This is a genomic window from Inquilinus limosus, from assembly GCF_051487185.1.
Lineage (GTDB): Bacteria > Pseudomonadota > Alphaproteobacteria > DSM-16000 > Inquilinaceae > Inquilinus > Inquilinus limosus_F.
Map to the genome: position 1 here is coordinate 128,318 of NZ_JAHVDK010000017.1, position 26,723 is coordinate 155,040.

Below are 26,723 nucleotides of genomic sequence, written 5' to 3' on the forward strand. Positions count from 1 at the left end.
AGCAGTTGACGCAGACGCGGCCCGAAGATGTCACGCCCGGGCCGCCGCACGCCGGACCGGCGGCTTGCGCCACAGCCCCGCGCCACCTTCCAGCCCGGCCTCGTTCGAGGCGATCGTCACGCCCTTGGGCAACGCAAAGTCGATGTGCTTGGCGTTGCCGCCGCCGATATGCACCCGGTCCGGGTGCAGCAGAATCTCCAGCACCTCGAGCATCCGCTTCACGCGCTTGTTCCAGCGCCTCTTGCCGATCTTCTCGAAGGCGGCGTTGCCGAGATACTCGTCATAGGTCTTGCCCTTGGCGAGCGGGTGATGCGCCAGTTCCAGATGCGGCGCCAGCTCGCCGTCGCGGAACAACGCGGTGCCGACCCCGGTGCCGAGGGTCACCACCAGCTCGATCCCGCGGCCGGTCACCAGGGCCAGCCCCTGCATCTCGGCATCGTTGATCATTCGCACCGGCGCTCCGCCCAGCCGCTTCGACAGGGCCGGGGCCAGGGCGAAGCCGGCCCAGTCCCCGGTGCCGAGATTGGGGGCGGTGATCACCCGGCCGTTGCGGACCACGCCGGGGAAGCCGACGGCGATGCGGTCGAATTTCGGCAGCGGCTGCACCAGCGCCGCGATCGTGTCGAGGAACAGCTTCGGCGGGCAGGGATGCGGCGTCGGCACCCGCTGCCGATCCGACCGCATCTGTCCGCGGTCGTCGAGCACGGCGGCCTTGAGCCCCGTGCCCCCCACGTCGATGGCCAGGATGCCGGGCTTCACGGGCGCTCCTCCTCGATGGTTCCGATCAGCATGGTGGCCAGGCTCCGACAGCGTCAAGCAGCGCCGCCAGCCCCCGCGGCCGCGTGGCCGGCGGGGACGCTCGCCCCGCCATCGACCAGCACGGCGAAGTCGGCACCCTCCCACCGGTCAGCGTCGCGCCACAGGAAGGTAAAGCGGATCCGCGTCCCGGGCGGGGCGTCCGCGGTCGGCAGGTCGAGGATGTGCAGACCGAAGGGAGTCTCGGCCGTGGCGTCGTCCCGCACCGTCGCCCAATCGTCCAGGGTCCAGTGGATCGTCGCCGCGGCTGGCAGCTCGATGCGCAGCGTCTTGCCCGCCGGCAAGGCGCGCCGCTTCTGGTTGAAGCGCCAGGCCCGGACCTGCGAGGCGACCTTGTCGATCTGATAGCGCTGCACCGGCTGCGGCGGCAGGTCGAACACCCGGCCGTCGCGCAGCGACCGCAGCAGCTTGATGTGCTCGGCATGGGCCCAGACCAGCGGCATGGCGCTGCCCGAGGGGCGGCCGCGGAACAGCTCGCGCGCCGCGACATCGTCGGCGTCCCATACCTGCTCCGGCAGCAGCCCGCCCTCCCCGGCCGAGCGCTCCAGCGTCGCCAGCAGCGCCGTGGCCGCGTCAACACGTCCCGCCGCCAGCTCGTAATGCGCCCGCTCGCCGCTCAGGAGCGGCCAGGCGCGGCCGATGCCGGTGCCATCGAAGGGCGCGCCGTCGGCGTGCTCGCCATAGCCGTCGTCGTTGTAGCGGTACCAGACCGGGCCCTGCGGCAGCTCCACCTTCAGCAGCGCATCGATGGCGCGCACCGTGTCGACGATGCACGGATCGTCCGGCGCCCGCAGGCCGAAGCGCACCAGGGCCAGGGCGTCGGGGCTGATCAGGAGCGCGGCCTTGCGCGCATCGTCGCCCGGCGGCCGGTTCTTCACCGGCACATAGCCGTCGAGCGGCGAGGCCGCGTCCGCCGCATCGGCCGGGGCGATGCGGACGTAGTAGCCTCTGAGGCCGAGCCGGCTGCAGATCGCGGTGCCTTCGGCGAAGGTCCAGCGTTCGACCTCGTCGTTCCACATGTCGGCAGTCTCGCGGAGCCAGCGCGCCTCCGCCGCCCGGCCGGAGAGGTCGAGGATGTCGGCCGCAGCCAGCAGGGCCGCGATCTCCACCGCCAGGGTGAAGGGCGAATAGCCGGCATCCTCCTCCCACCGGTCCTGGCCGGTGACCGGGCCATTGCGCAGGATAAAGCCGGCGGCGCGCCGCACCATCGGCACGAAGCGGGCCAACTCGTCCCCGGCCAGGTCTCCCTCCCGCCGCAGCATGTCGGCCAGGAGGATCGGAAAGGCGCATTCGTCCATCTGCACCCCGTTCCAGTAGGGGGTGCCGTCGAGCCAGACATTCTGCGACCAGTGGCCGTCGGCCTCCTGGATCGCCTGCAGGTAGCCGAGGATCGCCTTGGCCTCGGCGACCGCCCCTGCGGCGAGGAAGCCGCCCGCGGTCTCGACCAGGTCGCGCGGCCAGACCAGGTGATAACCGCCGAGATCCTCGTCGCCCTTGGCGAAGCCCCAGGGGATCGACAGGCTGGCGATGACGGCGCCGGGGAACTCGATGGTCTGGTGGCTGGCCAGCACCGCCGCGCTGGTGCGGTAGGCGGCAGGACCGGAGTCGGCCGTGCCGTCGAGCGGCAGCAGCCCGGCCTGCCAGCGCCGCCAGCCTGCGACATAGGTGTCGCGCGCATCGGCGAATCCGCACTGCAGGCCGGCCACAGCGTGGTGCGCCGCCTCCTCCGGCCGTTCGCCGAAGCCGAGCGCCAGGAGGAACCGGCCGTCTGGCGCGGCCGCCAGCTCCACCTCCCCCGCCAGAGCGACATTGCCGTTCTCGGCCCGGCGCCAGGCCGGGTTCAGCTCTCCGTATCGTGACAGTTCCTGCCAGCCGTCCGAGGTGCCGACATAACCGACCGAGCGGGCGCGCCAGGGCACCGAGGCGGCGAGGGCCAGCGAGATGCCGTTGCTGCCGGTGGCGAACAGCATCGGCGTGCCCTTGTAGTCGTCGACCCAGCCGGTGTTGTTGGCGCCGGCATTGACCAGATGCGGGGCCAGAAGGGCGAACAGCCGGTGGTCGGCGGGCTCGCCCTCATGCGACGTGAAGACGATCTCCTGCAGCAGCACCGGGCCGCGCGGGTCGGCCAACACCGTCTTCTCGATCCGCCAGCGGCCGTCCAGGGCGGTGTTGACCACCCGGAAGGCCGGCACGCCGGCCTCGAGCATCCGCGTCTCCGACCGCGCGTCGCGCTTCTCCTCCGCGAAGTATCCGCCGGGGCCGGTGACGATCAGCCCGAGGTCGCGGACGCAGGCGGTGTCGATTCGCGGGAAATAGATCTCGTTCAGTATGCCGTGGCTGAGGGTGAACCACACGCGGCTGGTGCCGGACAGGGCGGTGCCGACGCCGGATTTGGCGCTGGAGGTCCACCGCGCCGGCCCGCCGGGCGCGCCCGGTGGCTGCTCGCCTTGTTCCACTGACGTGCCCTCCCTTCGACATCCGATCGACGCAGGTCTGGTCTTTCGGACTCCCCACCGGCGCGATGCGGGCGCACCATCGGGGTCGCGATATGGTGATAGGGTACCATCGGCGCACCGGACCGAAACGAGAGGATCGACGAATGCAGCTCGGGGTGATCGGACTCGGCCGCATGGGCGGCAACATCGCGCGGCGGCTGATGCGCGCCGGCCATGAATGCGTCGTCTACGACCGCAGCGCCGAGGCCATCAAGGCCCTGGCCGAGGACGGGGCGACCCCGGCGGCGGACCTGCCGGCGCTGGTGGCGGCGCTGACCCCGCCGCGCGCGGTCTGGGTCATGCTGCCGGCCGGGGCGCCGACCGAGGAGACGGTGACGGCGCTGGCCGGCATCCTGAGCCCCGGCGACATCGTCATCGACGGTGGCAACAGCTTCTACAAGGACGACATCCGCCGCGCCGCGGCGCTGGAGCCGAAGGACCTGCATTATGTCGATGTCGGCACCTCCGGCGGCGTCTGGGGGCTGGAGCGCGGCTACTGCATGATGATCGGCGGCACCAAGGCGGCGGTCGAGCATCTCGACCCGATCTTCGCCGCGCTGGCGCCCGGCCTGGGCACGGTGGAGCGCACGCCGGGCCGCGAGGGCCGCGACCCGCGGGCCGAGCGCGGCTACATCCATGCCGGGCCGGCCGGGGCCGGGCATTTCGTCAAGATGGTGCACAACGGCATCGAATACGGGCTGATGCAGGCCTATGCCGAGGGCTTCGACATCCTGAAGAACAAGGCCTCGCCCGACCTGCCCGAGGCGGAGCGCTACGAGCTGGACCTGGCCGACATCGCCGAGGTGTGGCGGCGCGGCAGCGTCGTCTCCTCCTGGCTGCTCGACCTCAGCGCCATGGCGCTGGCCGAGAACGAGAGCCTGTCGGAGTACACCGGCGCGGTCGCCGATTCCGGCGAGGGCCGCTGGACCGTGATGGCGGCGCTGGAGGAGGCGGTGCCGGCCGACGTGCTGTCGACCGCGCTCTATGTCCGCTTCCGCTCGCGCCAGGAGCACACCTTCGGCGAGAAGCTGCTGTCGGCGATGCGCCATAAGTTCGGGGGCCATGTCGAACGGCCGGCGGGCGGCTGACCCATGGCGGCGCTGATCTCGCCCTCCCCGGCGGCGCCGGCCGGCACCCCGCCGGCACCGCCCTGCAGCTTCGTGATCTTCGGCGCCTCGGGCGACCTGACCGGCCGACTGCTGACCCCCGCCCTGTACCATCTGATGCGCGAGGGGCTGCTGGATCCCGGCTTCGAGATCCTCGGCATCGACCGGATCGAGCACGACGATGCCGGGTTCCGCCGCACCCTGGGCGAGGCCCTGCACACGCTGGGGGCCGACGCCCGGAACGGCATCGACGAGGCCGCCTGGGACCGCCTGGCCGCCGGCATCCGCTATCTGCAAGGCGACTTCGCCGACCCCGAGACCTATCGGCGCCTGGCCGAGCATCTGGCGCAGCGCGCCGAGGCCACCGGCCGGGCCAACGCCGTGTTCTACCTGGCGGTGGCGCCGCGCTTCTTCGCGCCGATCGCGGCCGCTCTGTCGTCGGCCGGCCTCCTGACCGAGAGCGACAGATGCTTCCGCCGCCTGGTGGTGGAGAAGCCCTTCGGCACCGACCTGGCCTCCGCCCGCGAGCTGAACGCCAAGCTGCTGGCGGCGGCGTCGGAGACGCAGATCTACCGGATCGACCATTATCTCGGGAAGGAGACGGTCCAGAACATCCTGGCCTTCCGCTTCGGCAACGGCATCTTCGAGCCGCTCTGGAACCGCGACCACATCGAGCATGTGCAGATCACCGCGGCCGAGACGGTGGGGGTGGAGCGGCGCGGCCGCTTCTACGACGCCACCGGGGCGCTGCGCGACATGGTGCCGAACCATCTGTTTCAGCTGCTGGCCATGACCGCGATGGAGGCGCCGAACTCCTTCGCCGCCGACGCGGTGCGCACTGAGAAGACCAAGGTGATCGAGGCGCTGCGCAACCTGTCGCCCGAGGAGGTGCCGCGGATGGTGGTGCGCGGCCAGTACGATGCCGGCACCGTGCTGGGCAAGCCCCGCGCCGCCTACCGGCAGGAGCCGGACGTGGCGCCGGGCAGCATCACCGAGACCTATGTCGCGCTGAAGGCGACGATCGACAATTGGCGCTGGTCCGGCGTGCCCTTCTATCTGCGCACCGGCAAGTCGCTGGCGGTGCGGCGGACCGAGATCGCGATCCAGTTCAAGCAGGCGCCTGCGGTGCTGTTCCGCGAGGCGGTCGACGGGCCGACGCCGAACCTGCTGGTGATCCGCATCCAGCCCGACGAGGGCATCTCGCTGCGCTTCGCCGCCAAGGTGCCGGGGCGGGAGATGCGCCTCGGCCATGTCGAGATGGATTTCCGCTACGCCGAGTATTTCCAGGCGGAGCCGCAGACGGGATACGAGACGCTGATCTATGACTGCCTGACCGGCGACCCGACGCTGTTCCAGCGCGCCGACAACATCGAGACCGGCTGGGCCGAGGTGCAGCCGATCCTGGACCGCTGGGTGGCGCATCCGGAGGCGCCGCAGCTCTATACCGCCGGCAGCGACGGGCCGGCCTGCGCCGACGAACTGCTCGCACGGGATGGATACAAATGGCTGCCCCTGACCTGACCCCCGCCCCGGAGACCGCGAAGCCGGCGCCGGCCGGGCGCATCGCCCTGATGGTCTCCGATGTCGACGGCACTCTGGTCGACCCGGACAAGGCGCTGGCCCCGGCCACCGTCGAAGCGGTGCGCCGGCTGCGCGAGGCCGGCATCGGCTTCGCCGCCGTGTCCAGCCGGCCGCCGCGCGGCATGGCGATGCTGATCGAGCCGCTCGGCCTCGCCCTGCCGCTCGGCGCCTTCAACGGCGGCACCATCTTCCGGCCGGACATGAGCGTGCTCTCGGCCCTGGCGGTGCCGGAGGCGGCGGCGCGGACCACGGTGGAAACGCTGCGCCGCTTCGGCGCCGACATCTGGGTGTTCGCCGACAACCGGTGGCTGACGGTGAATCCGGACGGCCCCTATGTCGGGCGCGAGCGGCATACGGTGCAGTTCGACCCGACCATCGTTCCCGATGTCGAGCCCTATCTGGCGCGGGCCGGCAAGATCGTCGGCTCCTCCACGGATTTCGACATGCTGGCCCGCTGCGAGGCGGAGCTGCAGGGCCTGCTGGACGGCACCGCCACCGCCCGCCGGTCGCAGCGCTACTATCTCGACATCACCCATCCCGAGGCCGACAAGGGCCATGCGGTGGCGCAGATCGCCGCCGCGGCCGGGGTGGACCTGGCCGAGGTGGCGGTGATCGGCGACATGGCCAATGACGTGCCGATGTTCCGCCGGGCCGGGCTGTCGATCGCCATGGGCAACGCCATCGACGAGGTCAAGGCGCTGGCCGATTTCGCCACGACCAGCAACGCCGAGGACGGCTTCGCCAGGGCGGTGGAGGAGCATGTGCTGCCGCGGGCGGTGCAGAGGACATAGGCACAGCCCGCCCCCTCACCCTCCCATTCGCTGCGCGAACGGGCCCCTCCCTCTCCCCGAGGAGAGGGGAATGTGAGCCGTGACCTTTACACCTCTCCCCGAGGGAGAGGTCGAAATCGCGTTAGGGATTTCGGGTGAGGGGGCGCCGGCCTATCGGCCCACCAGGGTGCCGCCGGTCTCGCCCAAGTCCCAGAACAGGCCGGTCATGATCTGCAGCCCTTCGCGGGCGAGCGGGGCCAGCAGGTGCTCATCCGGGCCATGCTGGCGGCAGCCGCCATAGGAGTGCGGCACCCAGACCGTGGCCAGGCCCAGCGTGCCGGCGAAGACCTCGTTCGGCAGCGACCCGCCGACATTGGGCAGCACCATCGGCGCGGTCCCCGTGGTCGCGGCGATCGAGCCGGCAGCCCAGCGTGCCCAGGGGGCGTCGGGGTCGAGCCGCGTCGCCATCATCGGCGTGCCGGAGACGCCGACCTCGATGCCGCGGAACCCTTGTGCCTCGAGATAGGCGCCGACGGTGCCGGGCAGGTCCGACACGTCGGTGCCGACGACGAAGCGCAGCTGGCAATGCACCCGGGCCGACGGCGGGATCGCGTTCTGCGGCGCATCCGGCGTGCCGGCGGTGAAGGCCAACACCTCCAGCGCGTTCCAGCCGAACACGCGCTCGGCCGGGCTCAGCCCCGGCTCGCCCCAGCCTTCCGCCAGCGGCACGCCTTCGGCATCGCGGGCGATGGCGACATCGGCCAGGGCCCGGCGCACCGAGTCCGGGATCGGCGGCGGCCGCAGCTCCGGCACGCGGATGGCGCCGCGGGCGTCGACCAGCGCCGCGACGGCATTGGCCAGGATCGTGGCGGGGTTGGGCAGGAGGCCGCCCCAGTTGCCGGAATGGTGGCTGCCCTCGCGCAGCGCCAGGCGCAGGTCGAAATTGATCACGCCGCGGGTGCCCAGCGCGATTATCGGCCGGGCCGGGTCGAGCCGCGGCCCGTCCGAGGCGATCAGCACGTCCGCGGCCAGCAGGTCGCGGTTCGCGGCGCAGAGCGCGTCGAGGCCGGGCGAGCCGATCTCCTCGCTGGTCTCGACCAGGAAGGCCATGTTGAAGCCCAGCCGGCCGCCGCGCGCCTGCAGCACCTGCTCGACCGCGGCGATGTTGATCGAGTGCTGGCCCTTGTTGTCGGCGGTGCCGCGGCCGTACCAGCGGTCGCCCTCGACCGTGATCCGCCAGGGGTCGAGCCCGGCCCGCCACCGCTCGGGCGCGCCCAGCACCACGTCGCCATGGCCGTAGCAGAGAACGCCGGGCAGGCCGTCGCCCTCCTGCCGCCGGGCGATCAGCGCCGGGGCGTCGGGTGCGGCCGGGTTGGGCACGAGGTGCAGAGTGAAGCCGAGCCGGGCCAGGCTCGGCCCGATCTCCTGCTGCAGATACGCCGCGAGCGGCGCCCGGTCCGCCGCCTGGCTTTCGGTGCGGAAGCCGATGCGGCGATCGAGATCGGCCCGGAAGCCGCCCTCGTCGAAATAGCGCCTGGCCCCGGCGATCGCCTGCGACCGGGTCACTCCGCCGCCTCGGCCCTGGGATCGAGGATCTCCGGCGGGTCGAAGGCGGTGACGCGCGGCGCCGGGCCTTCGAGCTTCGCCACCTCGACCAGGCAGGTGTGGGCACTGGGCCCCTGCCCGAGGCGCGAGGTGCCCTTGTCGCGGGTCAGCACGTTCGGGTTGCCGTGCTTGCACATCGCCCCGATCTGGCCCGGCACCTCCGGGTCGTACCAGGCGCCGGTGGCGAGCTGGACCACGCCCTGCATCACCCGGTCGGTGACCACCGCGCCGGCGAGGCAGGCGCCGCGGTCGTTGAACAGCTTGACGACATCGCCTTCCTTGATGCCGCGGGCGGCGGCGTCGGCCGGGTGGATCCACATCGGCTCGCGGTCGGCCACCTTCTCACCGCGGCTGGTCACGCCCGCGTCGAGCTGGCTGTGCAGCCGGGTCTTCGGCTGGTTCGAGATCAGGTGCAGCGGAAAGCGTTCGGTGTCCGGCGAGCCGAGCCATTCCGCCGGCTCGAACCACACCGGATGGCCCGGGCAGTCGTCATAGCCGAAGCCGGCGATGCGCTCGGAGAAGATCTCGATCCGGCCGCTCGGCGTCGGCAACTTGTTCGCCACCGGGTCGGCGCGGAACGCCTCCAGCAGGATCTTCGGCTTCGGCGACAGCGGCAGCTCGACATGGCCGCGCTCCCAGAACTCCTGGAAGCCGGGCAGCTCGATGCCCGCCTCGGCCGCGGTGCGGCGGTCGCTCTCGTAGAAGTGCCGCACCCAGCCCATCTCGTCGCGGCCCTCGGTGAAGGCCTCGCGGGCGCCGCCCCGGTCCGACAACTCGGTCAGGATTTCGAAGTCGCTGCGCGCCTGGCCGACCGGCGGGATCGCCTGCGGCATGGCCAGGATGTACGGGTCGCGCGCGGCGCCGCCGATGTCGTTGCGCTCGAAACTGGTGGTGGCCGGCAGCACGATGTCGGCGCGGCGGGCCACCGGGGTCCACCACGGCTCCTGCACGATCACCGTCTCCGGCTTCGCCCAGGCGCGCAGCAGGCGGTTGAGGTCCTGATGGTGGTGGAACGGGTTGCCGCCGGCCCAGTAGACCAGCCGGATGTCGGGATAGGTGATCCTGTGGCCGTTGTAGTCGTCCTCCTCCCCCGGCCGCAGCAGCAGGTCGGAGATGCGGGCGACCGGGATGTAGCGGCCGGTCGGGTTCGGGCCTGGCAGGATCCGGGGCCGGCTGCGGCCGTCGCTGGCGGAGCCGACATTGGCCTCGGCGCCGTAGCCGTAGCCGATGCCGCCGCCCGGCAGGCCGATCTGGCCCAGCATCGCCGCCAGCACCGTGCCCATCCAGTAGGGCTGCTCGCCATGGTCGGATCGCTGCAGCGACCAGCTGAGGCTGATCAGCGTGCGCTGCGAGGCCATGCGCCGCGCCAGGCCGCGGATGGTGTCGGCGGAGAGGCCGGAGATCGCGGCCGCCCAGTCGGCGTCCTTGGCCACGCCGTCGGCCTGGCCCATGAGATAGGGCAGGAAGCGGTCGAAGCCGGTGGTGTAGCGGTCGATGAAGGCGCGGTCGTACAGCCCCTCGGCCACCAGCGTGTGCGCCAGGCCCAGCATGATCGCGGCGTCGGTGTTTGGCCGCGGCGCCAGCCATTCGGCCCCCGCCTCCTCCGCCATGTCGTCGCGCACCGGGCCGATATAGACGAACCGCACCCCGGCCTCGCGGGCGCGGCGGTTCCAGTCGCGCTGGGTGTGCTTGCCGGTGCCGCCCGAGGCGATCTGGCTGTTGCGCGGCGGCATGCCGCCAAAGGCCACGACCAGGCGGCCGTCGCTGGCGATGCTGCGCCAGTCCGTCGTCTCGACCAGGATCCGGTTGAAGTCGCCGATGATGTGCGGCATCAGCGGCAGGGCGGTGCCGAAGCTGTAGTTGTTGACCGAGGCGGTGTAGCCGCCAGTGGAGCCGAGCATGCGGCGCAAGAGCGTCGGTGCGTTGTGCAGCCGGCCGGCGCTGCCCCAGCCGTAGCTGCCGCCATAGATGGCCTCGGGGCCGTGCTGGGTCCGCACCCGCTCCAGCTCCTCCGCCACCAGGGCCAGCGCCGTCTCCCACGACACCGGCACGAAGGCGTCGGCGCCGCGGCGGCTGCCGTCGCTCCTGTGCCGCTCGGTCAGCCAGCCGGCCCGGACCATCGGCTGCGGGATGCGCAGGGGCCCGTGCACCATGCCGGGCAGCGAGTTGATGATCGGCGACGGGTCGATGTCGCTGGCATAGGGCTGGATGCCGACCATCTTGTCGCCTTCGACGACGGCCATGACGGCGCCGTAATGGCTGGAGGACGGGCTCAGACGGCGCACGGCACTTCTCCCTGGTCGGTCGGGGCAGCAGGCCCCAGATGGTCGCAGCCGAGGTTCCGGCGTCAACCCGATTTCCGGCATGGCCGCCCCAACTTATGGTCGTCGGAGGGGAACGGGGGCGCCGAATCGCCGCTCGGATTCGAGAGTATGCAGCAGGGATCGGGAATGGCAGCGGGAAGCGGAACAGTGCCGGGGACGGAACGGCGATGGCGGCGCCGGGCGCGCCGCTGCGGCGTCGTGCTGTGGCGGGTGTGGGGCGAGATCAGCGAGGACCGGGTCTTCGCTCTGGCCGCCGGCGTCGCCTATTACACCCTGCTGGCGCTGTTCCCCGCGATCGGCGTCTTCGTCTCGCTGTACGGCCTGGTCGCCGACGTCTCGACCGTGCAGCGCAACATCGAGGACCTGGCCTTCATCCTGCCCAGCGGCGGGCTCGAGATCATCGCCGGGCAGATGCAGCGCATCGCCAGCCAGCCGCCGAAGAGCCTGGGCCTGACCTTCTTCGCCGGCCTCGCCATCTCGCTGTGGAGCGCCAATGCCGGAGTCAAGGCGATGTTCGACGCGCTGAACGTCGCCTATGACGAGGAGGAGCGGCGCGGCTTCATCCGGCTGAACCTGGTGTCGCTGCTGTTCACCCTCTGCGCCATCGGCTTCGCCGCGCTGGCCCTGGCCGTGGTGGTGGCCGCGCCGATCGCGCTCAAATTCATCGGCTTCGGCTCGGAGGCCGGCACGCTGATCCGGCTGCTGCGCTGGCCGGCGCTGTATCTGGCGACGATCGCCGCCCTGACGCTGGTCTATCGCTACGGCCCCGGCGGCCGGCGCGAGCACTGGCTGAACTGGGGCGGCGTCATCGCCGCGACGGTCTGGCTCGGCGGCTCGATGCTGTTCTCCTGGTACGTCGCCCGCTTCGCCAATTACGGCGCCACCTATGGCTCGCTCGGCGCCGTCATCGGCTTCCTGACCTGGATCTGGCTGTCGACGGTGATCTTCCTGATCGGCGCCGAACTGAACTCCGAGATCGAGCGCGAGCGGGACCGCAGGCCCCGGCGCTGCGCCTGAACTTTACCCCAAGGAATGACTCGCCATCCGCGACCGGCTGTGCCTTGATTCTTCCGCGTGAAGTTCATTTGATTAAAACCGAAGGTCGTGGCGCCCCTGGAGGACGGGAGCAATGCGCCGGGGCGTACACAAAGGGAGAGCGAAGAGGATGGCCGACAAGCAGCGGGCCCCCCAGCGGCTGAAGCAGATGCTGAAGAGTTGCGGCGCACGCGTCGATGCCAGGGTGCGGGAGCAGCTGGCGGCGCTGCCCGCAGGCTGGTCCCGGTCGGTCAGCGGCATGTTCGCGCGGGTGGAACGCATCCTGACCGACGAGGAGCGCCAGACCTTCCGCTGGACCGAGGTGCGCGACCGCGACGGGCGCCTCGCCGCCTCCTGGTCGGGGGCCCGGGATTCGGGCGTGCTGATCGACCAGATCGTCGAGGAAGCGGCGACCGACCTGTCCGACACCGGCCCCGCCGGCTGGAAGAATTCGGCCGCCGAGCTGGCCAGCAGCATCCGCGGCATGGCGGCGCGGGCATCGTCGCAGGCCGCCGCGGCCAAGGCCGCCGCCGCCACGCTGCCGGCCCTGATCGCCGAGGCGCAGGCCTATTTCCGCAACCCGGACGCCGATTCCAGCGCCATCACCCAGCAGATCCGCGAGGCGCTGCAGCGCCTTGACCACGAGGCCCGCCGGTCGCTGCGCGCCAAGCTGATCCCGGACGCGTCATAGGCGTCCACGCGGGTCGGGCTCGCGCCCCGCGAGCCCGACCGTGCCACGAGCCCCCCGGCCCGTTCCGGTGGGGCTTTTTTCGTCCGACCACATTGCATGGCGGCGCCGGCAACCAACCTGATACGGAGGTCAACCACCGCCGGGAGTAGACCGATGCCGCGCATCGCACCGATCGCCCTGCTGGCGGCGGCGCTCGCACCCGCCGCCGCCCTGGCCCATCACGGCTGGAGCTCCTACGACGCCAACACGACGGTCACCCTCTCGGGACCGATCGAGACGGCGAGCTATCAGAACCCGCACGGGCTGATCACCCTGACCCAGGACGGCAAGACCTGGAATGTCGTGCTGGCGCCGCCGTCGCGCATGAACCGGCGCGGCCTGCCGCGCGAGGACCTGGCCGTCGGCATGCCCGTGACCGTCATCGGCTATCCGAGCCGGGTGGTGGCGGACGAGATGCGGGCCGAGCGGATCACCGTCGCCGGCCGGACCGTCGAGCTGCGCTGAGCCGATGGAGCATCACCCGCGGGGCGGCGGCCTCCTGGCCCAGGGCGCGGCGCTGCTCGAGGCCTCCCCGCTCGGCGCGCTGATGCGCGATTCGCTGTGGCTCTATCCGACCGCCAACCTGCTGCACCTGCTGGGGCTGGTGCTGCTGGTCGGCGGCATCGGGCTGCTCGACCTCCGCCTCGTCGGCTTCGGGCGGTCGCTGCCGGTCGAGACGGTGTCGCGCCTCTTGACCCGGGTCGCCCTGGCCGGGCTGGCGCTGATGGTCGTGACCGGCGCGATGCTGTTCGCCGCCGATGCCGGCCCGTTGGCCGCGGCCGACGTGTTCCAGCTCAAAATCCTGGTGATCGCGGCGGCGCTGGTGAATGCAGTCGCCTTCCGGTGGCTGTGGCAGCGGTCGCTGGCCGACTGGAACCGCGCCCCGCCGCTGCTCGGGCGAATCCAGGCGGCGGGATCGATCCTGCTGTGGCTCATGGCCGGGACGCTCGGCCGGCTCATTGCCTATGGGTAAGGGCGTCAGCGCTTCGCCTTGGTGATCTCCTCGATCTGGCGCTGCAGGTCGTCCAGCTTCTGGCGCAGCGTGTCGATCGACCCCTGGTCCGACGGCGCCGGCTCGGGCGCCGCTTCGGCCGGCGGGGAGGCAGGCGCCTTCCCCCCCGGCCCCTTGCCGGCGAAGGGGGTGAACATCTGCATCGCCCGCTCGAACAGCGCCATGTTCTGCTTGCCCATCTCCTCGAAGGCGCCGAACGGGAACACCCCGCTGACATCCTTGAAGTACTGGCGCATCTGATCCTGGTTGCGGGCGAAGGCCTCCATCGAGGATTCGAGATAGCGCGGGACCATGAACTGCAGGTTGTCGCCGTACAGGCTGATCAGCTGCCGCAGGAAGCCGATCGGCAGCATGTTCTGGCCCTTGCCCTCCTCCTCGACGATGATCTGGGTCAGCACCGCGCGGGTGATATCTTCGCCCGTCTTGGCGTCATAGACCACGAATTCGGTGCCGTCCTTGACCATCTGGGCCAAGTTCTCGAGCGTCACATAGCTCGAGGTCGCCGTGTTGTAGAGCCGTCGGTTGGCGTATTTCTTGATCGTGATGGGAGGGGCCTTCGGCTCCTCGGCCGACGGGGCGTTTCCGGAGGCGGCCTGACTGGTCGGCATGATGGTCCCTATCGCTTCTTCGGGCCGCGGGTACACGGCCGCTTTGACGGATTTGTGCCTATACTGGTCCGACCGGGCCGGCATGTCACGATCCTTTCGCATCGCAATACTCGCAATGCAACACACGCCGGGATAGGCAGGCCGGGTGGTGCCGACTATGATCGCCGGCGATGACTGCGCCGAAACCGCCCCACAACCCGCCGTCCGGCGACGGCGACAGCCCGGACGACCTGGCCCGCCGCTTCCTCGATCTCTGGCAAGAGCATTGGACCGCAACCCTAACCGACCCCGAGACGCTGCGCGGCTGGGCCGCGCTGTTCGACCCCGGCCATGCCGCGCGCGTCCTGGCGGGGTTCGGCGGGGGGGCCGGTGATGACGATGCGCCTCGGCCCCCGGCCACTGCCGCTGCATCTGGCCGCCGCGGCGGCGAGCTGGACGAGCGGGATCGCCGCATTGCCGCTCTGGAAGAGCGCGTCGCCCGGCTCGAAGCCGCTGTGGCCGGAGCCGCTGCGCCGCGCCGCCGAACGCCTCGCAAGCCTGCCTCCTGACGCCGCCGTCGCGGCGCTGAGCCGGGAGACGATCCGGCGCGCCGCCGCCTTCCTGACCGGGCTCGAGCGCTATGCCCGCCACCCCTATCGCCGCGCGCTGCCGGCGGTCCCGGTGCTGTGGCGGGACGGCTCCGCCCGGCTGCTCGACTACGGTCCCGCCGACGGCCTGCCGCTGCTGGTGGTGCCGTCGATGGTGAACCGCGCCTATGTGCTGGACCTGACGGCGGAGCGCAGCCTGCTACGCTTCCTGTCGGCCCAACGGCTGCGGCCGCTGCTGCTGGAGTGGAACGTGCCGGAGGGCGGGGAGCGCGACTTCACCCTGTCGGACGTGATCCTCCGGCGGCTAGAGCCGGCGCTGGACGCCGCCCTGGCCACCGCGCAGGGGCCGGTCGGGCTGCTGGGCTATTGCATGGGCGGCACCCTGGCGGCGGCGCTGGCGGTGCGGCAGCCGGCCGATATCGCCGGCATCGCCTTCATGGCCGCACCCTGGGACTTCCACGCAGATGCGCCGCACCAGGCCGAGATCGGCCGTATGGCAGCCGCCGCCAGCCTGCCGATCGTCTCCGCGCTCGGCGTGCTGCCGGTCGACGGCATCCAGGCGCTGTTCGCCACGCTCGACCCGCTGACCGCGCTGCGGAAGTTCAGCGCCTTCGGCCGGCTCGACCCGGAGTCCGCGGAGGCGGCGCGCTTCGTGGCCCTGGAGGATTGGCTGAACGACGGCATCCCGCTGCCCGGCCCGGTGGCGCTGGAATGCCTGGCCGGCTGGTACGGCGAGAACACGCCCGGCCGGGGCTCATGGCGGATCGACGGCGCGCCGGTGCGGCCGGAGGCGATCCGCCGGCCCAGCCTGCACCTGATCCCGGCCCGCGACCGGATCGTGCCGCCGGCCAGCGCCCGCGCCCTGGCCGAGCGGATGCCCGGCGCCGAGCGGATCGAGCCGACGCTCGGCCATATCGGCATGGTGGTCGCGGGCGGCGCCGAGGCGCAGGTGTGGGGGCCGCTGGCGGAATGGCTGGCGGCCGCTATTCGAAGCGGACGGACAACGTCACCGGCGCGGCCGAAAGCCCGTCATAGCGCACCGTCACGGTCCCGCCGGGCGCCGGTTGCGTCGGCGGGCCGAAGGAGCCGAGGCTGACCAGCTGGCCCGGCCGCAGCGCCTCGCCCCGCGCCGCGAGGTCCTGCGCCAGCCAGATCACCGCGTTCAGCGGATGGCCGAGGATGGCGGCGCCCGGCGCCTCGGCCAGCACCTTGCCGGAGCCGTCTGTCAGCGAGACCTTCATCGTCGCCAGGGTCTCGGCGAAACCGGGCTGGATCGCGATCGGCTCTCCCAGCACGCCGAGGCGGGCGCCGACATTGATCGCGGCGATCGATTCCGCGGTCGGCTTCTCGTCCGGCGCCAGGGCGAGGTCCGCCAGCTCGATGAAGGGCCGGAGGGCCGAGAGATGCGCCAGCACCTCGGCCGGGGTCTTGGCCTGGTTGACGCCGGCATCGCCGATCACGGCGATCAGATCGGCTTCGATCAGCGGCCTGGCGGCGAAGCCGGCCGGGACCGGCGTGCCCGGGGCCAGCAGCATCCGCTGCAGCAACACGCCCGAGACCGGATGGCTGACGCCCAGCCGCTCCTGCATCGCCTTGCCGGTCAGGCCGACTTTGTAGCCGACCGGCGGACCAGCGTCGGCGGCGAGATCCTGTACCAGCGTCTTCTGGACGCAGGCGGCGGTCGCGGCATCGATCCCGGCGAGGCCAGTCATCAACCCCTTCGCCCGCCAAGCTCCGGCCAGGCGACCGGCAATGGCGACGCAATCCTCGGCCGCCGCCGCTGGCATCGTTCCCAGAAGCACGGCCAGCGCCAAGGCCCGCAGCACCGTCTTGCGCATCATCCCCTCCCCCGTTCGGCCAGCCCCTCCCGTCGCGGTTGCGCAGGCGGAAGGGCAATGGCTATCGTCAGTCTAGCGCAATTCGACCGGTGCGGCCCGGCCGCGCCGAACAGCATAGGGAAACGCCTTATGGCCAATGTCGTCATCGCCGCAGCCGCACGCACGCCGGTCGGGGCCTTCAACGGCGCCTTCGCCGCCGTGCCCGCGCATGAGCTCGGTACCGCCGCGATCACCGCGGCGCTGGGCCGCGCCAAGGTCGAGGCCGCCGAGGTCGACGAGGTGGTGCTGGGCCAGGTGCTGACCGCCGCGGCCGGCCAGAACCCGGCGCGCCAGGCCGCGATCGCCGCCGGTGTCCCGAAGGAGGCCACGGCCTATGGCATCAACCAGGTCTGCGGCTCCGGCCTGCGCACCGTGGCGCTGGGCAGCCAGGCGATCGCCTTGGGTGACGCCCGCATCGTCGTCGCCGGCGGGCAGGAGAGCATGTCGCAGTCGCCGCACGCGCTGCAGCTGCGCGCCGGCACCAAGATGGGCGACGCCAAGATGATCGACACCATGATCCGCGACGGGCTGTGGGACGCCTTCAACGGCTATCACATGGGCAACACGGCGGAGAACGTGGCCCGGCAATGGCAGATCACCCGCGACGAGCAGGACCGGTTTGCCCTGGCGTCGCAGCAGAAGGCGGCGGCGGCGCAGCGCGAAGGCCGGTTCAAGGACGAGATCGCGCCGTTCACGGTCAAGGGCCGCAAGGGCGACACCGTGATCGACGCCGACGAGTACCTGAAGCCGGACACTACGCTGGAGATCCTGACCAAGCTGCGCCCGGCCTTCGACAAGGAGGGCACGGTCACCGCAGGCAACGCCTCGGGCATCAATGACGGCGCCGCCGCGCTGGTGCTGATGACCGAGGAGGAGGCCGCCCGCCGCGGCATCACCCCGCTGGCTCGCATCGCCTCCTGGGCCACGGCCGGCGTCGACCCGGCGGTGATGGGCTCGGGCCCGATCCCGGCCAGCCGCGCGGCGCTGAAGAAGGCCGGCTGGTCGGCCGAGCAGCTGGACCTGATCGAGGCCAACGAGGCCTTCGCCGCCCAGGCCTGCGCGGTGAACAAGGAGATGGGCTGGGACCCGGCCAAGGTGAACGTCAATGGCGGCGCCATCGCCATCGGCCATCCGATCGGGGCGTCGGGCGCCCGGATCCTGACCACCCTGCTCTACGAGATGGGGCGGCGCGACGCCAAGAAGGGCCTCGCCACCCTGTGCATCGGCGGCGGCATGGGCATCGCCCTCTGCGTCGAACGCTGAGGCCAACGCCGATTTCCCGGGCCGCCTGCCGCCTCCTCGACACGGCCGGCGGCCCATAAAGCTCAACTCTGGGAGGACGCTATGGCACGTGTAGCGGTTGTGACCGGCGGGACGAGGGGTATCGGCGAGGCGATATCGGTCGCGTTGAAGGACAAGGGGTACAAGGTCGCCGCGACCTATGCCGGCAACGATGAGGCGGCGCAGGCCTTCAGCGAGCGGCACGGCATCAGCGTCTACAAGTTCGACGTCGCCGATTTCGAGCAGTGCCAGGCCGCGGTCGCCCGGATCGAGACCGAGCTCGGGCCGATCGAGGTGCTGGTCAACAACGCCGGCATCACCCGCGACGGCACCATCCACAAGATGGACCGCACCGCCTGGGACGCGGTGATCGACACCAATCTCGGCTCCTGCTTCAACATGTGCCGCTGCGTCATCGACGGCATGCGCGCCCGCAATTTCGGCCGGATCGTCAATATCGGCTCGATCAACGGCCAGGCCGGGCAGTACGGCCAGGTGAACTACGCCGCGGCGAAGTCCGGCATCCACGGCTTCACCAAGGCGCTGGCGCAGGAGGGGGCGGCCAAGGGCATCACCGTCAACGCCATCGCGCCGGGCTATGTCGACACCGACATGGTCCGCGCCGTGCCGCCGAACGTGCTGGAGAAGATCGTCGCCAAGGTGCCGGTCGGCCGCCTGGGCAAGGCGTCGGAGATCGCCCGCGGTGTGCTGTTCCTGGTCGACGACGAGGCCGGCTTCATCACCGGATCGACCCTGTCGATCAACGGCGGCCAGCATATGTATTGAGCCGCTCCGGGGCGGGCCGGCTTGGCCCGCCCCCTGACCGGTCGGTTGACGCAGCCCTGAACACCGCCTAATCGGCGTCGTTGCAGTGCTGGCCGCTTGAGTCTGCGGCGATGAAGGGGCGTCGATGTTTCGCGGAGCATTCAAATATCTCGGCCGGGCCATGGCCATCGGCGCGATCCAGCATATCACCGACAAAGGATATCTCCGCGGCATCGCCGCCAAGCTGGACCGTATCGAGGAGGCTCTGGGGAGCCTCCCGACGGGTCGGTCCCTTTTGCCGCAGACCCATAAGGAACCATCTGCCGACAGTGGCGTCCGGCTGATCAAACTCCCGAACGTCCCGCCCTTCCCGATCAGAACCCATCCCTACGCCGATGATCAGTTCGTCTCACGCTCGATCATCGACAACGGGAACTGGGAGCCGCTCGAGACCGAGATCGCGCGTCGTCTGCTTCCGAACTTCAGCTTGTTCATCGATCTCGGCGCGAATATCGGCTGGTACAGCGCCCTGGCCCGGCAGGTGATGCTGCCCGGATCGACGATCCACGCCTTCGAGCCGGACCCGCGGAACTTCGACCTGCTGGTGGAAAACGCCCGAGGCAACGGGACGGTGCAGATCCATCAAATCGCCGCAGCCGTGTCGGACACGATCGGCTCGGCCAGCCTCCACCACTCCGCCGGGAATCGGGGAGACCACCGTCTCTATGCGTCCGATGAGGACAGGCCGTCGATCGTCGTTCCGGTGACGACCCTGGACGCCTATTTCGGCAGCCGCGTCCTGCCGCCCTGCCTGGTGAAGATGGACACGCAGGGCAGCGAGCCCCGCATCTTCCGGGGCGGGACGACGGCGCTGAGCCCGACAGAGCGGCTCTCGGCCTTCCTGGTCGAGTTCTGGCCCTACGGCATGTCGAATGCCGGCGAGGATGTCGACGCCTTCATCGCCCTGTTGTCGGCCTATCCTCAGCAGCCCTTCCTGATCGACCAAGCTGCCCATCGGCTACGGCCGATCGCCTGGGACGAATTGCGCCGGCGCAGCCGGGACGATCTCGCGCCGTCCACCCAGGCCTTCGTCGACCTGGTCATGGTGACGCCCGGGTCCCCCGCCTTCCTCGCCGTGGCCGGGCTGGTCGACGCCGGCTGAAACGGCGTCACGCCGCCTCGGCCGTCCTCTCCACCCGCTCCCTGAAGCTCTGGCCCCAGGCCTTCATGGCGTCGAGCACCGGAGCCAGGGTGCGGCCGTATTCGGTCAGCGAATATTCCACCCGCGGCGGCACCTCCGCGAAGACCTGCCGGTGCACGATGCCGTCCGCCTCGAGCTCGCGCAGCTGCAGCGTCAGCGAGCGCTGCGACACGCCGCCGAAATGCTTGCGCAGCTCACCGAAGCGCTTCGGCCCATCCAGCAGCTGATACAGGATCACCGGCTTCCACTTGCCGCCCATGACGGCGAGCGTGACCTCGACAGCGCAGCCATAGGACCGCCGGGCCTGATCTCGTGGCGGCATTCTCGTCTCCATAGGTGCAAAAGAGTATCCTATGGTAAGAAATGTTGCCTTCTTGCGTGAAGGCCTGCAAGCCGCAACATGGCGCCCGTACCGCCACCCGGCGGTGATCCCGACCCCAATCGGAGAGTTCGAGCCATGCGCCAGTATCGTTTTCCCCGCATCGGCAGCATCGACGACCTCACCCTCGCCGAGACCGAGACGCCGGTTCCCGGCCGCGGCCAGGCCCTGGTCCGGCTGCGCGCGGCGTCGCTGAACTATCGCGACCTGATGGTCGCTACCGGCCGCTACCAGCGCGGCGCGCCGCTGCCGGAGCTGGTGCCGCTGTCCGACGGCGCCGGCGAGGTGGTGGCGGTCGGCCCGGACGTGACCCGGGTCAAGGTCGGCGACCGCGTCGCCGGCATCTTCATGCAGAGCTGGATCGGCGGCGAGATCGACGCCGCCGACCATGCCAGCGCGATGGGCGGTGCCGCCCATGGCGTGCTGGCCGAGTACCGCGTCTTCGACCAGGACGGGCTGGTGCATCTGCCCGACGGCCTGTCCTTCGAGGAGGGCGCGGCCCTGCCCTGCGCCGGGGTGACCGCCTGGAACGCCCTCTATGGCGGCCAGCATCCGCTGCAGCCGGGCGAGACCGTGCTGGTGCTGGGCACCGGCGGCGTCTCGATCCTGGCGCTGCAATTCGCCCGCGCCGCCGGCGCCCGGGTGATCGCCACCTCCTCCAGCGACGCCAAGCTGGAGCAGGCCAAGGCCCTGGGGGCCGCCGAGCTGATCAACTACCGCAGCCATCCGGAATGGGAGAAGGAGGTGCTGCGGCTGACCGGCGGGCGCGGCGTCGACCATGTGATCGAGGTCGGCGGCGCCGGCACGGTGCCGCGGTCGATCGCCGCCACCCGGGTCGGCGGCTTCGTCCATCTGATCGGTGTGCTGACCGCCGGCAGCCCGTTCGAGCCGACGCCCCTGATCGGCCGGTCGGTGACGCTGCGCGGCCTCTATGTCGGCTCGCGCCGGATGTTCGAGGCGATGAACCGGCACATCGCGCTGGCCGGCATCCGGCCGGTGATCGACCGGACCTTCGCGTTCGAGGAGGCGAAGCAGGCCTACCGCCACCTCGAGGCGGCCGGCCATGTCGGCAAGATCGTGATCAGGATCGGGTGACGTCAGATGGGGCCTGGGGGGAGGTCTGAGTCTGAGGGCCTTTGCCAGCCTCGCCACCTCTCGAGCCCCAGATCGGCCCGGAGATGCTCGGAGAGGTCGCCCGGCCGCAGCACCGGGCGACGGCGCCGCAGCAGCGACGCGAACGACAGTACCTTTCCGGCAAGGCGGCGCAGTGCCGCCGGCAGCCGAGCCGAAAGGACGGCCGGCACGGCGCTCACCCCGGCACCACCGCCAGCACGTCGAGCTCGAACAGCAGCCCCTCGCGGAAGAAGCGGGCGATCTGCAGCGTGGTGCTGGCCGGCGGGGCCGCGCGGTTGACGTAGCGGTCGCGCACCTCGCGCAGGGTCGGGCCCTGGGCGGCGAAGTCGGTGACGAACATGTTGAGCTTGATCACATGCTCGAAGCCGCTGCCGACGGCGGCCAGGCCGGCCTTCACATTCTCGAAGGCCTGCACCGCCTGGCCGGCGAAGTCCGGCGCGGCGATCGACCCGTCCGGCCGGACCCCGACCTGGCCGGCGAGCTGGACCAGCCGGGCGCCGGGCGGGATCAGCACCACCTGGGAATAGCCGTTCGGCGCCGGCATGGTGTCGGGGTTGAGGAAGGTGAGTGAGTCTGCGGGCATCTTGGGCGTCCTCCTGTGGATTTCGCCCGGACGATGCGCCGGCCGGAGCCGTGGAACCACGCAGGGCCTCGCCGCCGATCATAAGCCTGGCTTATACTGAGTCATGCCGACCGACAGCCTGCCCCTGCCCGCCCTGCACGCCTTCGAGGCGGCGGCGCGGCACGGCAGCTTCACCCGGGCGGCGGAGGAGTTGGGCCTGACCCAGGCCGCGATCAGCTATCACGTCAAGCGGCTGGAGGAGCGGTTGGGCGCGCCGCTGTTCGCCCGCCGGGGCCGCAGCCTGGCCCTGACCGAGGCCGGTGAGCGGCTGGCGGCCGAGGTGGTCGACGCCTTCGGCCGGCTGCGCGCTGCGGTCGGCAGCGAGGTGGATGCTGTGGGCCGCGATCTGACGGTCGTGTCGGTGCCCACCTTCACCACCCATTGGCTGGCGCCGCGGCTCGGCGCCTTCCAGGCCGCGCATCCGGAGCTGACGGTCAGGCTCGCCACCAGCACCGAGCTCGGCGACAGCATCGAGGGCGAGCTCGCCGCCGATATCGAGATCCGGGCCGGGCCGAGCGGCTTTCCGCCGCGCGTCGTCGCCCACAAGCTGCTGGAGGTCCGCCTGGCCTGCGTCGTAGCGCCACGGCTGGCGGTCGGGCTGCGCACTCCGGCGGATGTGCTGGCGCTGCCGCTGATCGGCATGACGATGAGTTGGGATGCTTGGTTCAAGGCCGTCGACGTCGATGCCCCCGCGGCACTTCGAAAGCCAGCGCCGCGCTTCGACAACCAGGCCGCCTCGGCCCAGGCCGCAGCGGCCGGGCTGGGAGCAGCGCTTGTGACGCCCGAGTTCTTCGCCGAGGACATCGCCGCCGGCCGGCTGGCGGTCCCTTTCCCGCTCGCGGTCGACAGGGCCAAGGCCTACTGGCTGGTTTACGCCGCGGATCAGCGCCACCGGCCCAAGATCCGCGCTTTCCGTGACTGGATCGTGGCGGCGGCCGCAGCCAGGCCGCCGCCATGAAAAAGGGCGGCCCGAAAGCCGCCCCTGATCTTCCGTTCCGGCGTGCCGGTCAGGACGCCGAGGCGTCCGCCGGCTGAAGGCCGAGGACGGCCTCGATCTGCCGGGTCACCGTGTCCATGTCGGCCATGCCGTCGACCGCCTTCAGCAGCCCCTTGTCGCGGTAATAGGGGATGATCGGCGCGGTCTGCTCGCGATAGACGGCGAGGCGCTTGCGCAGCGTCTCCTCGGTGTCGTCGGCGCGCTTCTCGGCCGACTGCGCGGCGCGATTGGCGATGCGGGCGAACAGCGCCGCCTCGTCGACTTTCATCTCGATCACCACGGCCAGCGACTTGCCGTGCCGGGCCAGCGTCTCGTCCAGCCCCTCGGCCTGACGCACGGTGCGCGGGAAGCCGTCGAGGATGAAGCCGCGGTCGCAATCCGGCTGCGCGATCCGCTCCGCGATCATGTCGAGCATGATCTCGTCGGTCACCAGATCGCCGCGGTCGAGGATCTCCTTCACCTGGCGGCCGAGCGGCGTGCCCTCGGCGATCGCCGCCCGCAGCATGTCGCCGGTCGAGAGCTGCTTCAGCCCGTAGCGCTCCTCCAGCCGCTTCGCCTGCGTCCCCTTCCCTGCCCCGGGAGGGCCCAACAGGATCAGATTCATCGACGGCTCCCCCGCAGCTTCGATTTCTTGATCAGCCCTTCATACTGATGGGCCAGGAGATGGGAATGGACCTGGGCCACCGTGTCCATGGTGACCGTGACGACGATCAAGAGGCTGGTGCCGCCGAAGTAGAACGGCACCGCGTATTCCGAGGTCAGGAACTCCGGCAGCAGGCAGACCACCGTCAGATAGGCGGCGCCGACCACCGTGATCCGGGTCAGCACATAGTCGATATAGTCGGCGGTCGACCTGCCCGGCCGGATGCCGGGGATGAAGCCGCCGTACTTCTTCAGGTTGTCGGCCGTCTCCTCCGGATTGAAGACGATCGCAGTGTAGAAGAAGCAGAAGAAGATGATCAGCGCGGCATAAAGCGCCATGAACAGCGGCTGGCCATGCGCCAGCTGCGCCGCGATCCAGGACAGCCAGCCGCCGGCGCCGTCGACATTGGTGCCGGCGAAGCCGATCAGGGTCGCCGGCAGCAGCAGCAGCGACGAGGCGAAGATCGGCGGGATCACGCCCGAGGTGTTGAGCTTGAGCGGCAGGTGCGAGCTCTCGCCGCCGAACATGCGGTTGCCGACCTGGCGCTTCGGGTACTGCACCAGGAGGCGGCGCTGCGCCCGCTCCATGTAGACGATGAAGAAGATCACCCCGACGCACAGCACCAGCAGCACCAGGATGACGAAGGGCGACAGCGCGCCGGTGCGGCCCAGCTCCAGCATCTGCACCAGCGCATGCGGCAGCGAGGCGACGATGCCGGTGAAGATGATCAGCGAGATGCCGTTGCCGACGCCGCGCGAGGTGATCTGCTCGCCCAGCCACATCAGGAACATGGTGCCGCCGACGATGGTGACGACCGTGGTGAAGCGGAAGTACCAGCCGGGATCCACCACCGCCGGGCCGATCGAGCCGCTCACGCTCTCGAGGCCGACCGCCAGCGCATAGGCCTGGGCCGTGGCCAGCACCACGGTGAAGTAGCGGGTGTACTGGTTGAGCTTCTTGCGCCCGGCCTCGCCCTCCTTCTTCAGCGCCTCTAGCGTCGGCGACACCGCCGTCAGGAGCTGAATGATGATGGAGGCCGAGATGTACGGCATGATGTTCAGCGCAAAGATCGTCATGCGACCCAGCGCGCCGCCGGCGAACATGTTCAGGATGCCGAGGAGGCCGCCGCCCTGCTGGGTGAAGATCTCCGACAACACGCGGGGATCGATCCCGGGGATCGGCACATAGGTGCCGATCCGGTAGATGATCAGCGCGCCAAGAGTGAACCAGATGCGCTTGCGGAGCTCCGTCGCCTTGGCGAAGGCGCCGAAATTCAGGTTCGCAGCGAGCTGTTCTGCAGCAGATGCCATGGACGGCCTCGAATGAAAAAAGGCGGGGACTGCGAACATGCGCGGTCCCCGCCCTCCGTTTTACCCGCGTTGGACGGCGGCGTTAAGCCTGGGACGACGCCCCTGCGTCACTGTCGACAGCCTCGGCCGGGGCCGGGTTGGACTGGACCACCGATCCGCCGGCCTTCTCCACCGCCGCGACCGCAGCCGCCGAAGCGCTGTGGACATGCAGCGTGACCTTGGCCGAGATCTCGCCCTTGGCCAGCAGCCGGACGCCGTCCAGCGCCTTGCTGATCAGGCCGCCGGCGATCAGCGCCTCGGTGTCGACCGGCTTGGCCGCATCGATCCGGCCGGCCTCGATCGCCTTCTGCAGGCGGCCGAGATTGACCACGGCATAGTTCGTCCGGAACTTCCTGTTGTTGAAGCCCCGCTTCGGAAGCCGCATGTAGAGCGGCATCTGACCGCCCTCGAAGCCCTTCAGGGCGACGCCGGTGCGGCTCTTCTGTCCCTTCACGCCCCGGCCGCCGGTCTTGCCCTTGCCGGAGCCGATGCCGCGGCCGACGCGGATGCGCGCCTTGCGCGCGCCCGCATTGTCGCGGAGATCGTTGAGTTTCGCCATCTTCGCTCCTCGGGCCGGCCCCGTTCCGACGGACCGGGTGACCCGCTCGTCAATTCACACGCCGTGAGCGGCGGGCCTCAGCCCGCGCGCTCGACCCGCACCAGGTGCTTGACCTTCTCGATCATCCCCCGCACCGCCGGAGTGTCCTCCAGCTCGCGGGTGCGATGCAGCTTGTTCAGGCCGAGGCCGATCAGCGTCTGGCGCTGGTCGTCCCGGCGGCCGATCGGGCTGCCGATCTGGGTGACGATCACGGTCGCCTTCTCAGCCATTCGGGGCCTCCACCACCTCGACGCCACCCTCGCGCTTGCCCGGGGCGCCGATGATGTCGGCGACGCGCTTGCCGCGCCGGGCGGCGACGGCGCGCGGGCCTTCGATCGCCCGCAGCGCCTCGAAGGTCGCCTTGATCATGTTGTGCGGGTTCGACGTGCCGATCGACTTGGCGACGACGTCCTGGACGCCCAGCGCCTCGAAGATCGCGCGCATCGGACCACCGGCGATGATGCCGGTACCCTGGGCGGCGCTGCGGAGCTGGACCTTGCCGGCGCCGAAGTGACCCAGGATGTCGTGGTGCAGCGTCCGGCCCTCGCGCAGCGGAACGCGGATCATGCTGCGCTTCGCCTGCTCGGTCGCCTTGCGGATCGCCTCCGGCACTTCACGGGCCTTGCCCGAGCCGTAGCCGACCCGGCCGCGGCCGTCGCCGGTCACGACCAGGGCGGCAAAGCCGAAGCGCCGGCCGCCCTTCACCACCTTCGCGACGCGGTTGATGGAGACGAGCTTCTCGATCAGCTCCTCACCCGCCTCCCGCTCGCTCGGGCGCTTGTCGCCACGATCCCGCGGACCGCGCGTGTCTCTGCTTTCGCGTGCCATGCGCGTCCTCCTCAGAAGTCCAGGCCGCCCTCACGGGCGGCATCGGCCAGGGCCTTGACCCGGCCGTGATACAGATAGTGCCCGCGATCGAACACCACCTTCTCGACGCCGGCGGCCTTGGCGCGCTCCGCCAGGAGCTTGCCGACCGCGGCGGCGGCCTCGATGGTGGCGCCGGTCTTCAGCGACCCGCGCAGGTCCTTCTCGATCGACGAGGCGGCGGCGATGGTGCGCCCCGCCTGGTCGTCGATCACCTGGGCGTAGATCTGCTTCGAGGACCGGAACACGGACAGGCGGACCCGGCCGTGACGGGCCTGGCTCAGCTTGTAGCGGAGACGCCCCTTGCGGCGTTCGCGCAGCTCGTTGGTCTTGGTGGTCATCCC

Annotated in this window: 27 protein-coding genes; 13 read left to right on the forward strand and 14 right to left on the reverse strand. The window is 70.7% G+C overall.

Features of this window, described 5'->3' with window-relative positions; all coding sequences use genetic code 11:
• Positions 1-30: 30 nt before the first annotated feature.
• Both KXR53_RS20115 and KXR53_RS20120 read right to left on the reverse strand, forming a co-directional pair.
• Entirely contained in the window at positions 31-759 is a 729-nt protein-coding gene (locus KXR53_RS20115) for an ROK family protein (RefSeq protein WP_437377048.1), read from the reverse strand.
• 53 nt (positions 760-812) lie between these two features.
• Positions 813-3,272, reverse strand: a complete 2,460-nt coding sequence (locus KXR53_RS20120) for a glucan 1,4-alpha-glucosidase (protein WP_437377049.1) — start codon at positions 3,270-3,272, stop codon at positions 813-815.
• A 92-nt stretch (positions 3,273-3,364) separates the two neighbouring features.
• On the opposite strand from KXR53_RS20120, the gene gnd reads away from it, so the two are divergent.
• Genes gnd through KXR53_RS20135 form a run of 3 tightly spaced genes read left to right on the forward strand, consistent with a single transcriptional unit; the run spans position 3,365 to position 6,789 of the window.
• A complete protein-coding gene (gnd, locus tag KXR53_RS20125) occupies positions 3,365-4,399 on the forward strand; it encodes a phosphogluconate dehydrogenase (NAD(+)-dependent, decarboxylating) (RefSeq protein ID WP_437377050.1) in 1,035 nt (344 codons plus the stop codon).
• A 3-nt stretch (positions 4,400-4,402) separates the two neighbouring features.
• Positions 4,403-5,938 (forward strand): glucose-6-phosphate dehydrogenase, encoded by a 1,536-nt coding sequence (zwf, locus tag KXR53_RS20130; RefSeq protein WP_437377051.1) that lies wholly within the window; start codon positions 4,403-4,405, stop codon positions 5,936-5,938.
• Positions 5,920-6,789, forward strand: coding sequence for a Cof-type HAD-IIB family hydrolase (locus KXR53_RS20135; RefSeq protein WP_437377052.1), 870 nt, complete (start codon positions 5,920-5,922; stop codon positions 6,787-6,789). The genes zwf and KXR53_RS20135 overlap by 19 nt, the downstream gene beginning before the upstream one ends.
• 150 nt (positions 6,790-6,939) lie before the next feature.
• Here KXR53_RS20135 and KXR53_RS20140 read toward each other — a convergent pair whose 3' ends face one another.
• Complete coding sequence (locus tag KXR53_RS20140) at positions 6,940-8,334, reverse strand: M20 family metallopeptidase (protein ID WP_437377053.1); 1,395 nt, start codon at positions 8,332-8,334, stop codon at positions 6,940-6,942.
• Positions 8,331-10,658, reverse strand: a complete 2,328-nt coding sequence (locus KXR53_RS20145) for a molybdopterin guanine dinucleotide-containing S/N-oxide reductase (RefSeq protein WP_437377054.1) — start codon at positions 10,656-10,658, stop codon at positions 8,331-8,333. The genes KXR53_RS20140 and KXR53_RS20145 overlap by 4 nt, the downstream gene beginning before the upstream one ends.
• A gap of 165 nt (positions 10,659-10,823) precedes the next feature.
• On the opposite strand from KXR53_RS20145, the gene KXR53_RS20150 reads away from it, so the two are divergent.
• The 4 genes from KXR53_RS20150 to KXR53_RS20165 all read left to right on the forward strand — a co-directional run bounded on the left by KXR53_RS20150 (position 10,824) and on the right by KXR53_RS20165 (position 13,435).
• A complete protein-coding gene (locus tag KXR53_RS20150) occupies positions 10,824-11,714 on the forward strand; it encodes a YihY/virulence factor BrkB family protein (protein ID WP_437377055.1) in 891 nt (296 codons plus the stop codon).
• Between the two features lie 148 nt (positions 11,715-11,862).
• Positions 11,863-12,423, forward strand: coding sequence for a hypothetical protein (locus KXR53_RS20155; RefSeq protein WP_437377056.1), 561 nt, complete (start codon positions 11,863-11,865; stop codon positions 12,421-12,423).
• 153 nt (positions 12,424-12,576) lie between these two features.
• Positions 12,577-12,927 carry a DUF6152 family protein gene (locus tag KXR53_RS20160; RefSeq protein ID WP_437377057.1) on the forward strand — a complete coding sequence of 117 codons (351 nt, stop codon included), beginning with the start codon at positions 12,577-12,579 and terminating at the stop codon, positions 12,925-12,927.
• Between the two features lie 4 nt (positions 12,928-12,931).
• Entirely contained in the window at positions 12,932-13,435 is a 504-nt protein-coding gene (locus tag KXR53_RS20165; RefSeq protein ID WP_437377058.1) for a DUF6644 family protein, read from the forward strand.
• Positions 13,436-13,440: 5 nt separating this feature from the next.
• Here the strand turns inward: KXR53_RS20165 and phaR are convergent, their stop codons facing one another.
• Positions 13,441-14,082: a polyhydroxyalkanoate synthesis repressor PhaR gene (phaR, locus tag KXR53_RS20170; protein ID WP_437377059.1), complete on the reverse strand. Its 642-nt coding sequence runs from the start codon at positions 14,080-14,082 to the stop codon at positions 13,441-13,443.
• Between the two features lie 372 nt (positions 14,083-14,454).
• On the opposite strand from phaR, the gene KXR53_RS20175 reads away from it, so the two are divergent.
• Positions 14,455-15,765: an alpha/beta fold hydrolase gene (locus KXR53_RS20175; RefSeq protein WP_437377060.1), complete on the forward strand. Its 1,311-nt coding sequence runs from the start codon at positions 14,455-14,457 to the stop codon at positions 15,763-15,765.
• Here the strand turns inward: KXR53_RS20175 and KXR53_RS20180 are convergent.
• Positions 15,653-16,510: a 2-keto-4-pentenoate hydratase gene (locus KXR53_RS20180; protein ID WP_437377061.1), complete on the reverse strand. Its 858-nt coding sequence runs from the start codon at positions 16,508-16,510 to the stop codon at positions 15,653-15,655. The genes KXR53_RS20175 and KXR53_RS20180 overlap by 113 nt on opposite strands.
• A 126-nt stretch (positions 16,511-16,636) precedes the next feature.
• Between KXR53_RS20180 and KXR53_RS20185 the strand changes: the two genes are divergently transcribed.
• The 3 genes from KXR53_RS20185 (at position 16,637) to KXR53_RS20195 (ending at position 19,754) form a co-directional block, all read left to right on the forward strand.
• The gene (locus KXR53_RS20185; RefSeq protein ID WP_437377062.1) at positions 16,637-17,809 is read left to right on the forward strand and encodes an acetyl-CoA C-acetyltransferase; all 1,173 of its coding nucleotides are present in this window, start codon (positions 16,637-16,639) and stop codon (positions 17,807-17,809) included.
• Positions 17,810-17,890: 81 nt separating this feature from the next.
• A complete protein-coding gene (phbB, locus tag KXR53_RS20190; protein WP_437377063.1) occupies positions 17,891-18,613 on the forward strand; it encodes an acetoacetyl-CoA reductase in 723 nt (240 codons plus the stop codon).
• Between the two features lie 124 nt (positions 18,614-18,737).
• Positions 18,738-19,754 carry an FkbM family methyltransferase gene (locus KXR53_RS20195; RefSeq protein WP_437377064.1) on the forward strand — a complete coding sequence of 339 codons (1,017 nt, stop codon included), beginning with the start codon at positions 18,738-18,740 and terminating at the stop codon, positions 19,752-19,754.
• A 7-nt stretch (positions 19,755-19,761) separates the two neighbouring features.
• Here KXR53_RS20195 and KXR53_RS20200 read toward each other — a convergent pair whose 3' ends face one another.
• Positions 19,762-20,115 (reverse strand): winged helix-turn-helix transcriptional regulator, encoded by a 354-nt coding sequence (locus KXR53_RS20200; RefSeq protein ID WP_437377066.1) that lies wholly within the window; start codon positions 20,113-20,115, stop codon positions 19,762-19,764.
• Between the two features lie 135 nt (positions 20,116-20,250).
• On the opposite strand from KXR53_RS20200, the gene KXR53_RS20205 reads away from it, so the two are divergent.
• Positions 20,251-21,267 carry a zinc-dependent alcohol dehydrogenase family protein gene (locus tag KXR53_RS20205; protein ID WP_437377067.1) on the forward strand — a complete coding sequence of 339 codons (1,017 nt, stop codon included), beginning with the start codon at positions 20,251-20,253 and terminating at the stop codon, positions 21,265-21,267.
• Positions 21,268-21,481: 214 nt separating this feature from the next.
• On the opposite strand, the gene KXR53_RS20210 is transcribed toward KXR53_RS20205, so the two are convergent.
• Complete coding sequence (locus tag KXR53_RS20210; protein ID WP_437377068.1) at positions 21,482-21,889, reverse strand: RidA family protein; 408 nt, start codon at positions 21,887-21,889, stop codon at positions 21,482-21,484.
• A 103-nt stretch (positions 21,890-21,992) separates the two neighbouring features.
• Between KXR53_RS20210 and KXR53_RS20215 the strand changes: the two genes are divergently transcribed.
• Complete coding sequence (locus tag KXR53_RS20215; RefSeq protein ID WP_437377069.1) at positions 21,993-22,886, forward strand: LysR substrate-binding domain-containing protein; 894 nt, start codon at positions 21,993-21,995, stop codon at positions 22,884-22,886.
• Between the two features lie 49 nt (positions 22,887-22,935).
• On the opposite strand, the gene KXR53_RS20220 is transcribed toward KXR53_RS20215, so the two are convergent.
• From KXR53_RS20220 to rplR, 6 genes are all read right to left on the reverse strand, one after another.
• Positions 22,936-23,529 carry an adenylate kinase gene (locus KXR53_RS20220; RefSeq protein WP_437377070.1) on the reverse strand — a complete coding sequence of 198 codons (594 nt, stop codon included), beginning with the start codon at positions 23,527-23,529 and terminating at the stop codon, positions 22,936-22,938.
• Positions 23,526-24,878, reverse strand: a complete 1,353-nt coding sequence (secY, locus tag KXR53_RS20225) for a preprotein translocase subunit SecY (protein WP_437377071.1) — start codon at positions 24,876-24,878, stop codon at positions 23,526-23,528. The genes KXR53_RS20220 and secY overlap by 4 nt, the downstream gene beginning before the upstream one ends.
• An 82-nt stretch (positions 24,879-24,960) precedes the next feature.
• Positions 24,961-25,476, reverse strand: a complete 516-nt coding sequence (rplO, locus tag KXR53_RS20230; RefSeq protein WP_437377072.1) for a 50S ribosomal protein L15 — start codon at positions 25,474-25,476, stop codon at positions 24,961-24,963.
• Between the two features lie 77 nt (positions 25,477-25,553).
• On the reverse strand, positions 25,554-25,745 hold the full coding sequence (rpmD, locus tag KXR53_RS20235) for a 50S ribosomal protein L30 (RefSeq protein ID WP_437377073.1): 192 nt from the start codon (positions 25,743-25,745) through the stop codon (positions 25,554-25,556).
• Positions 25,738-26,343 carry a 30S ribosomal protein S5 gene (rpsE, locus tag KXR53_RS20240; protein ID WP_437377074.1) on the reverse strand — a complete coding sequence of 202 codons (606 nt, stop codon included), beginning with the start codon at positions 26,341-26,343 and terminating at the stop codon, positions 25,738-25,740. Before rpsE ends, rpmD begins: the two co-directional genes overlap by 8 nt.
• An 11-nt stretch (positions 26,344-26,354) precedes the next feature.
• Complete coding sequence (gene rplR / locus KXR53_RS20245) at positions 26,355-26,720, reverse strand: 50S ribosomal protein L18 (protein ID WP_026873841.1); 366 nt, start codon at positions 26,718-26,720, stop codon at positions 26,355-26,357.
• Between the last annotated feature and the right edge of the window lie 3 nt (positions 26,721-26,723).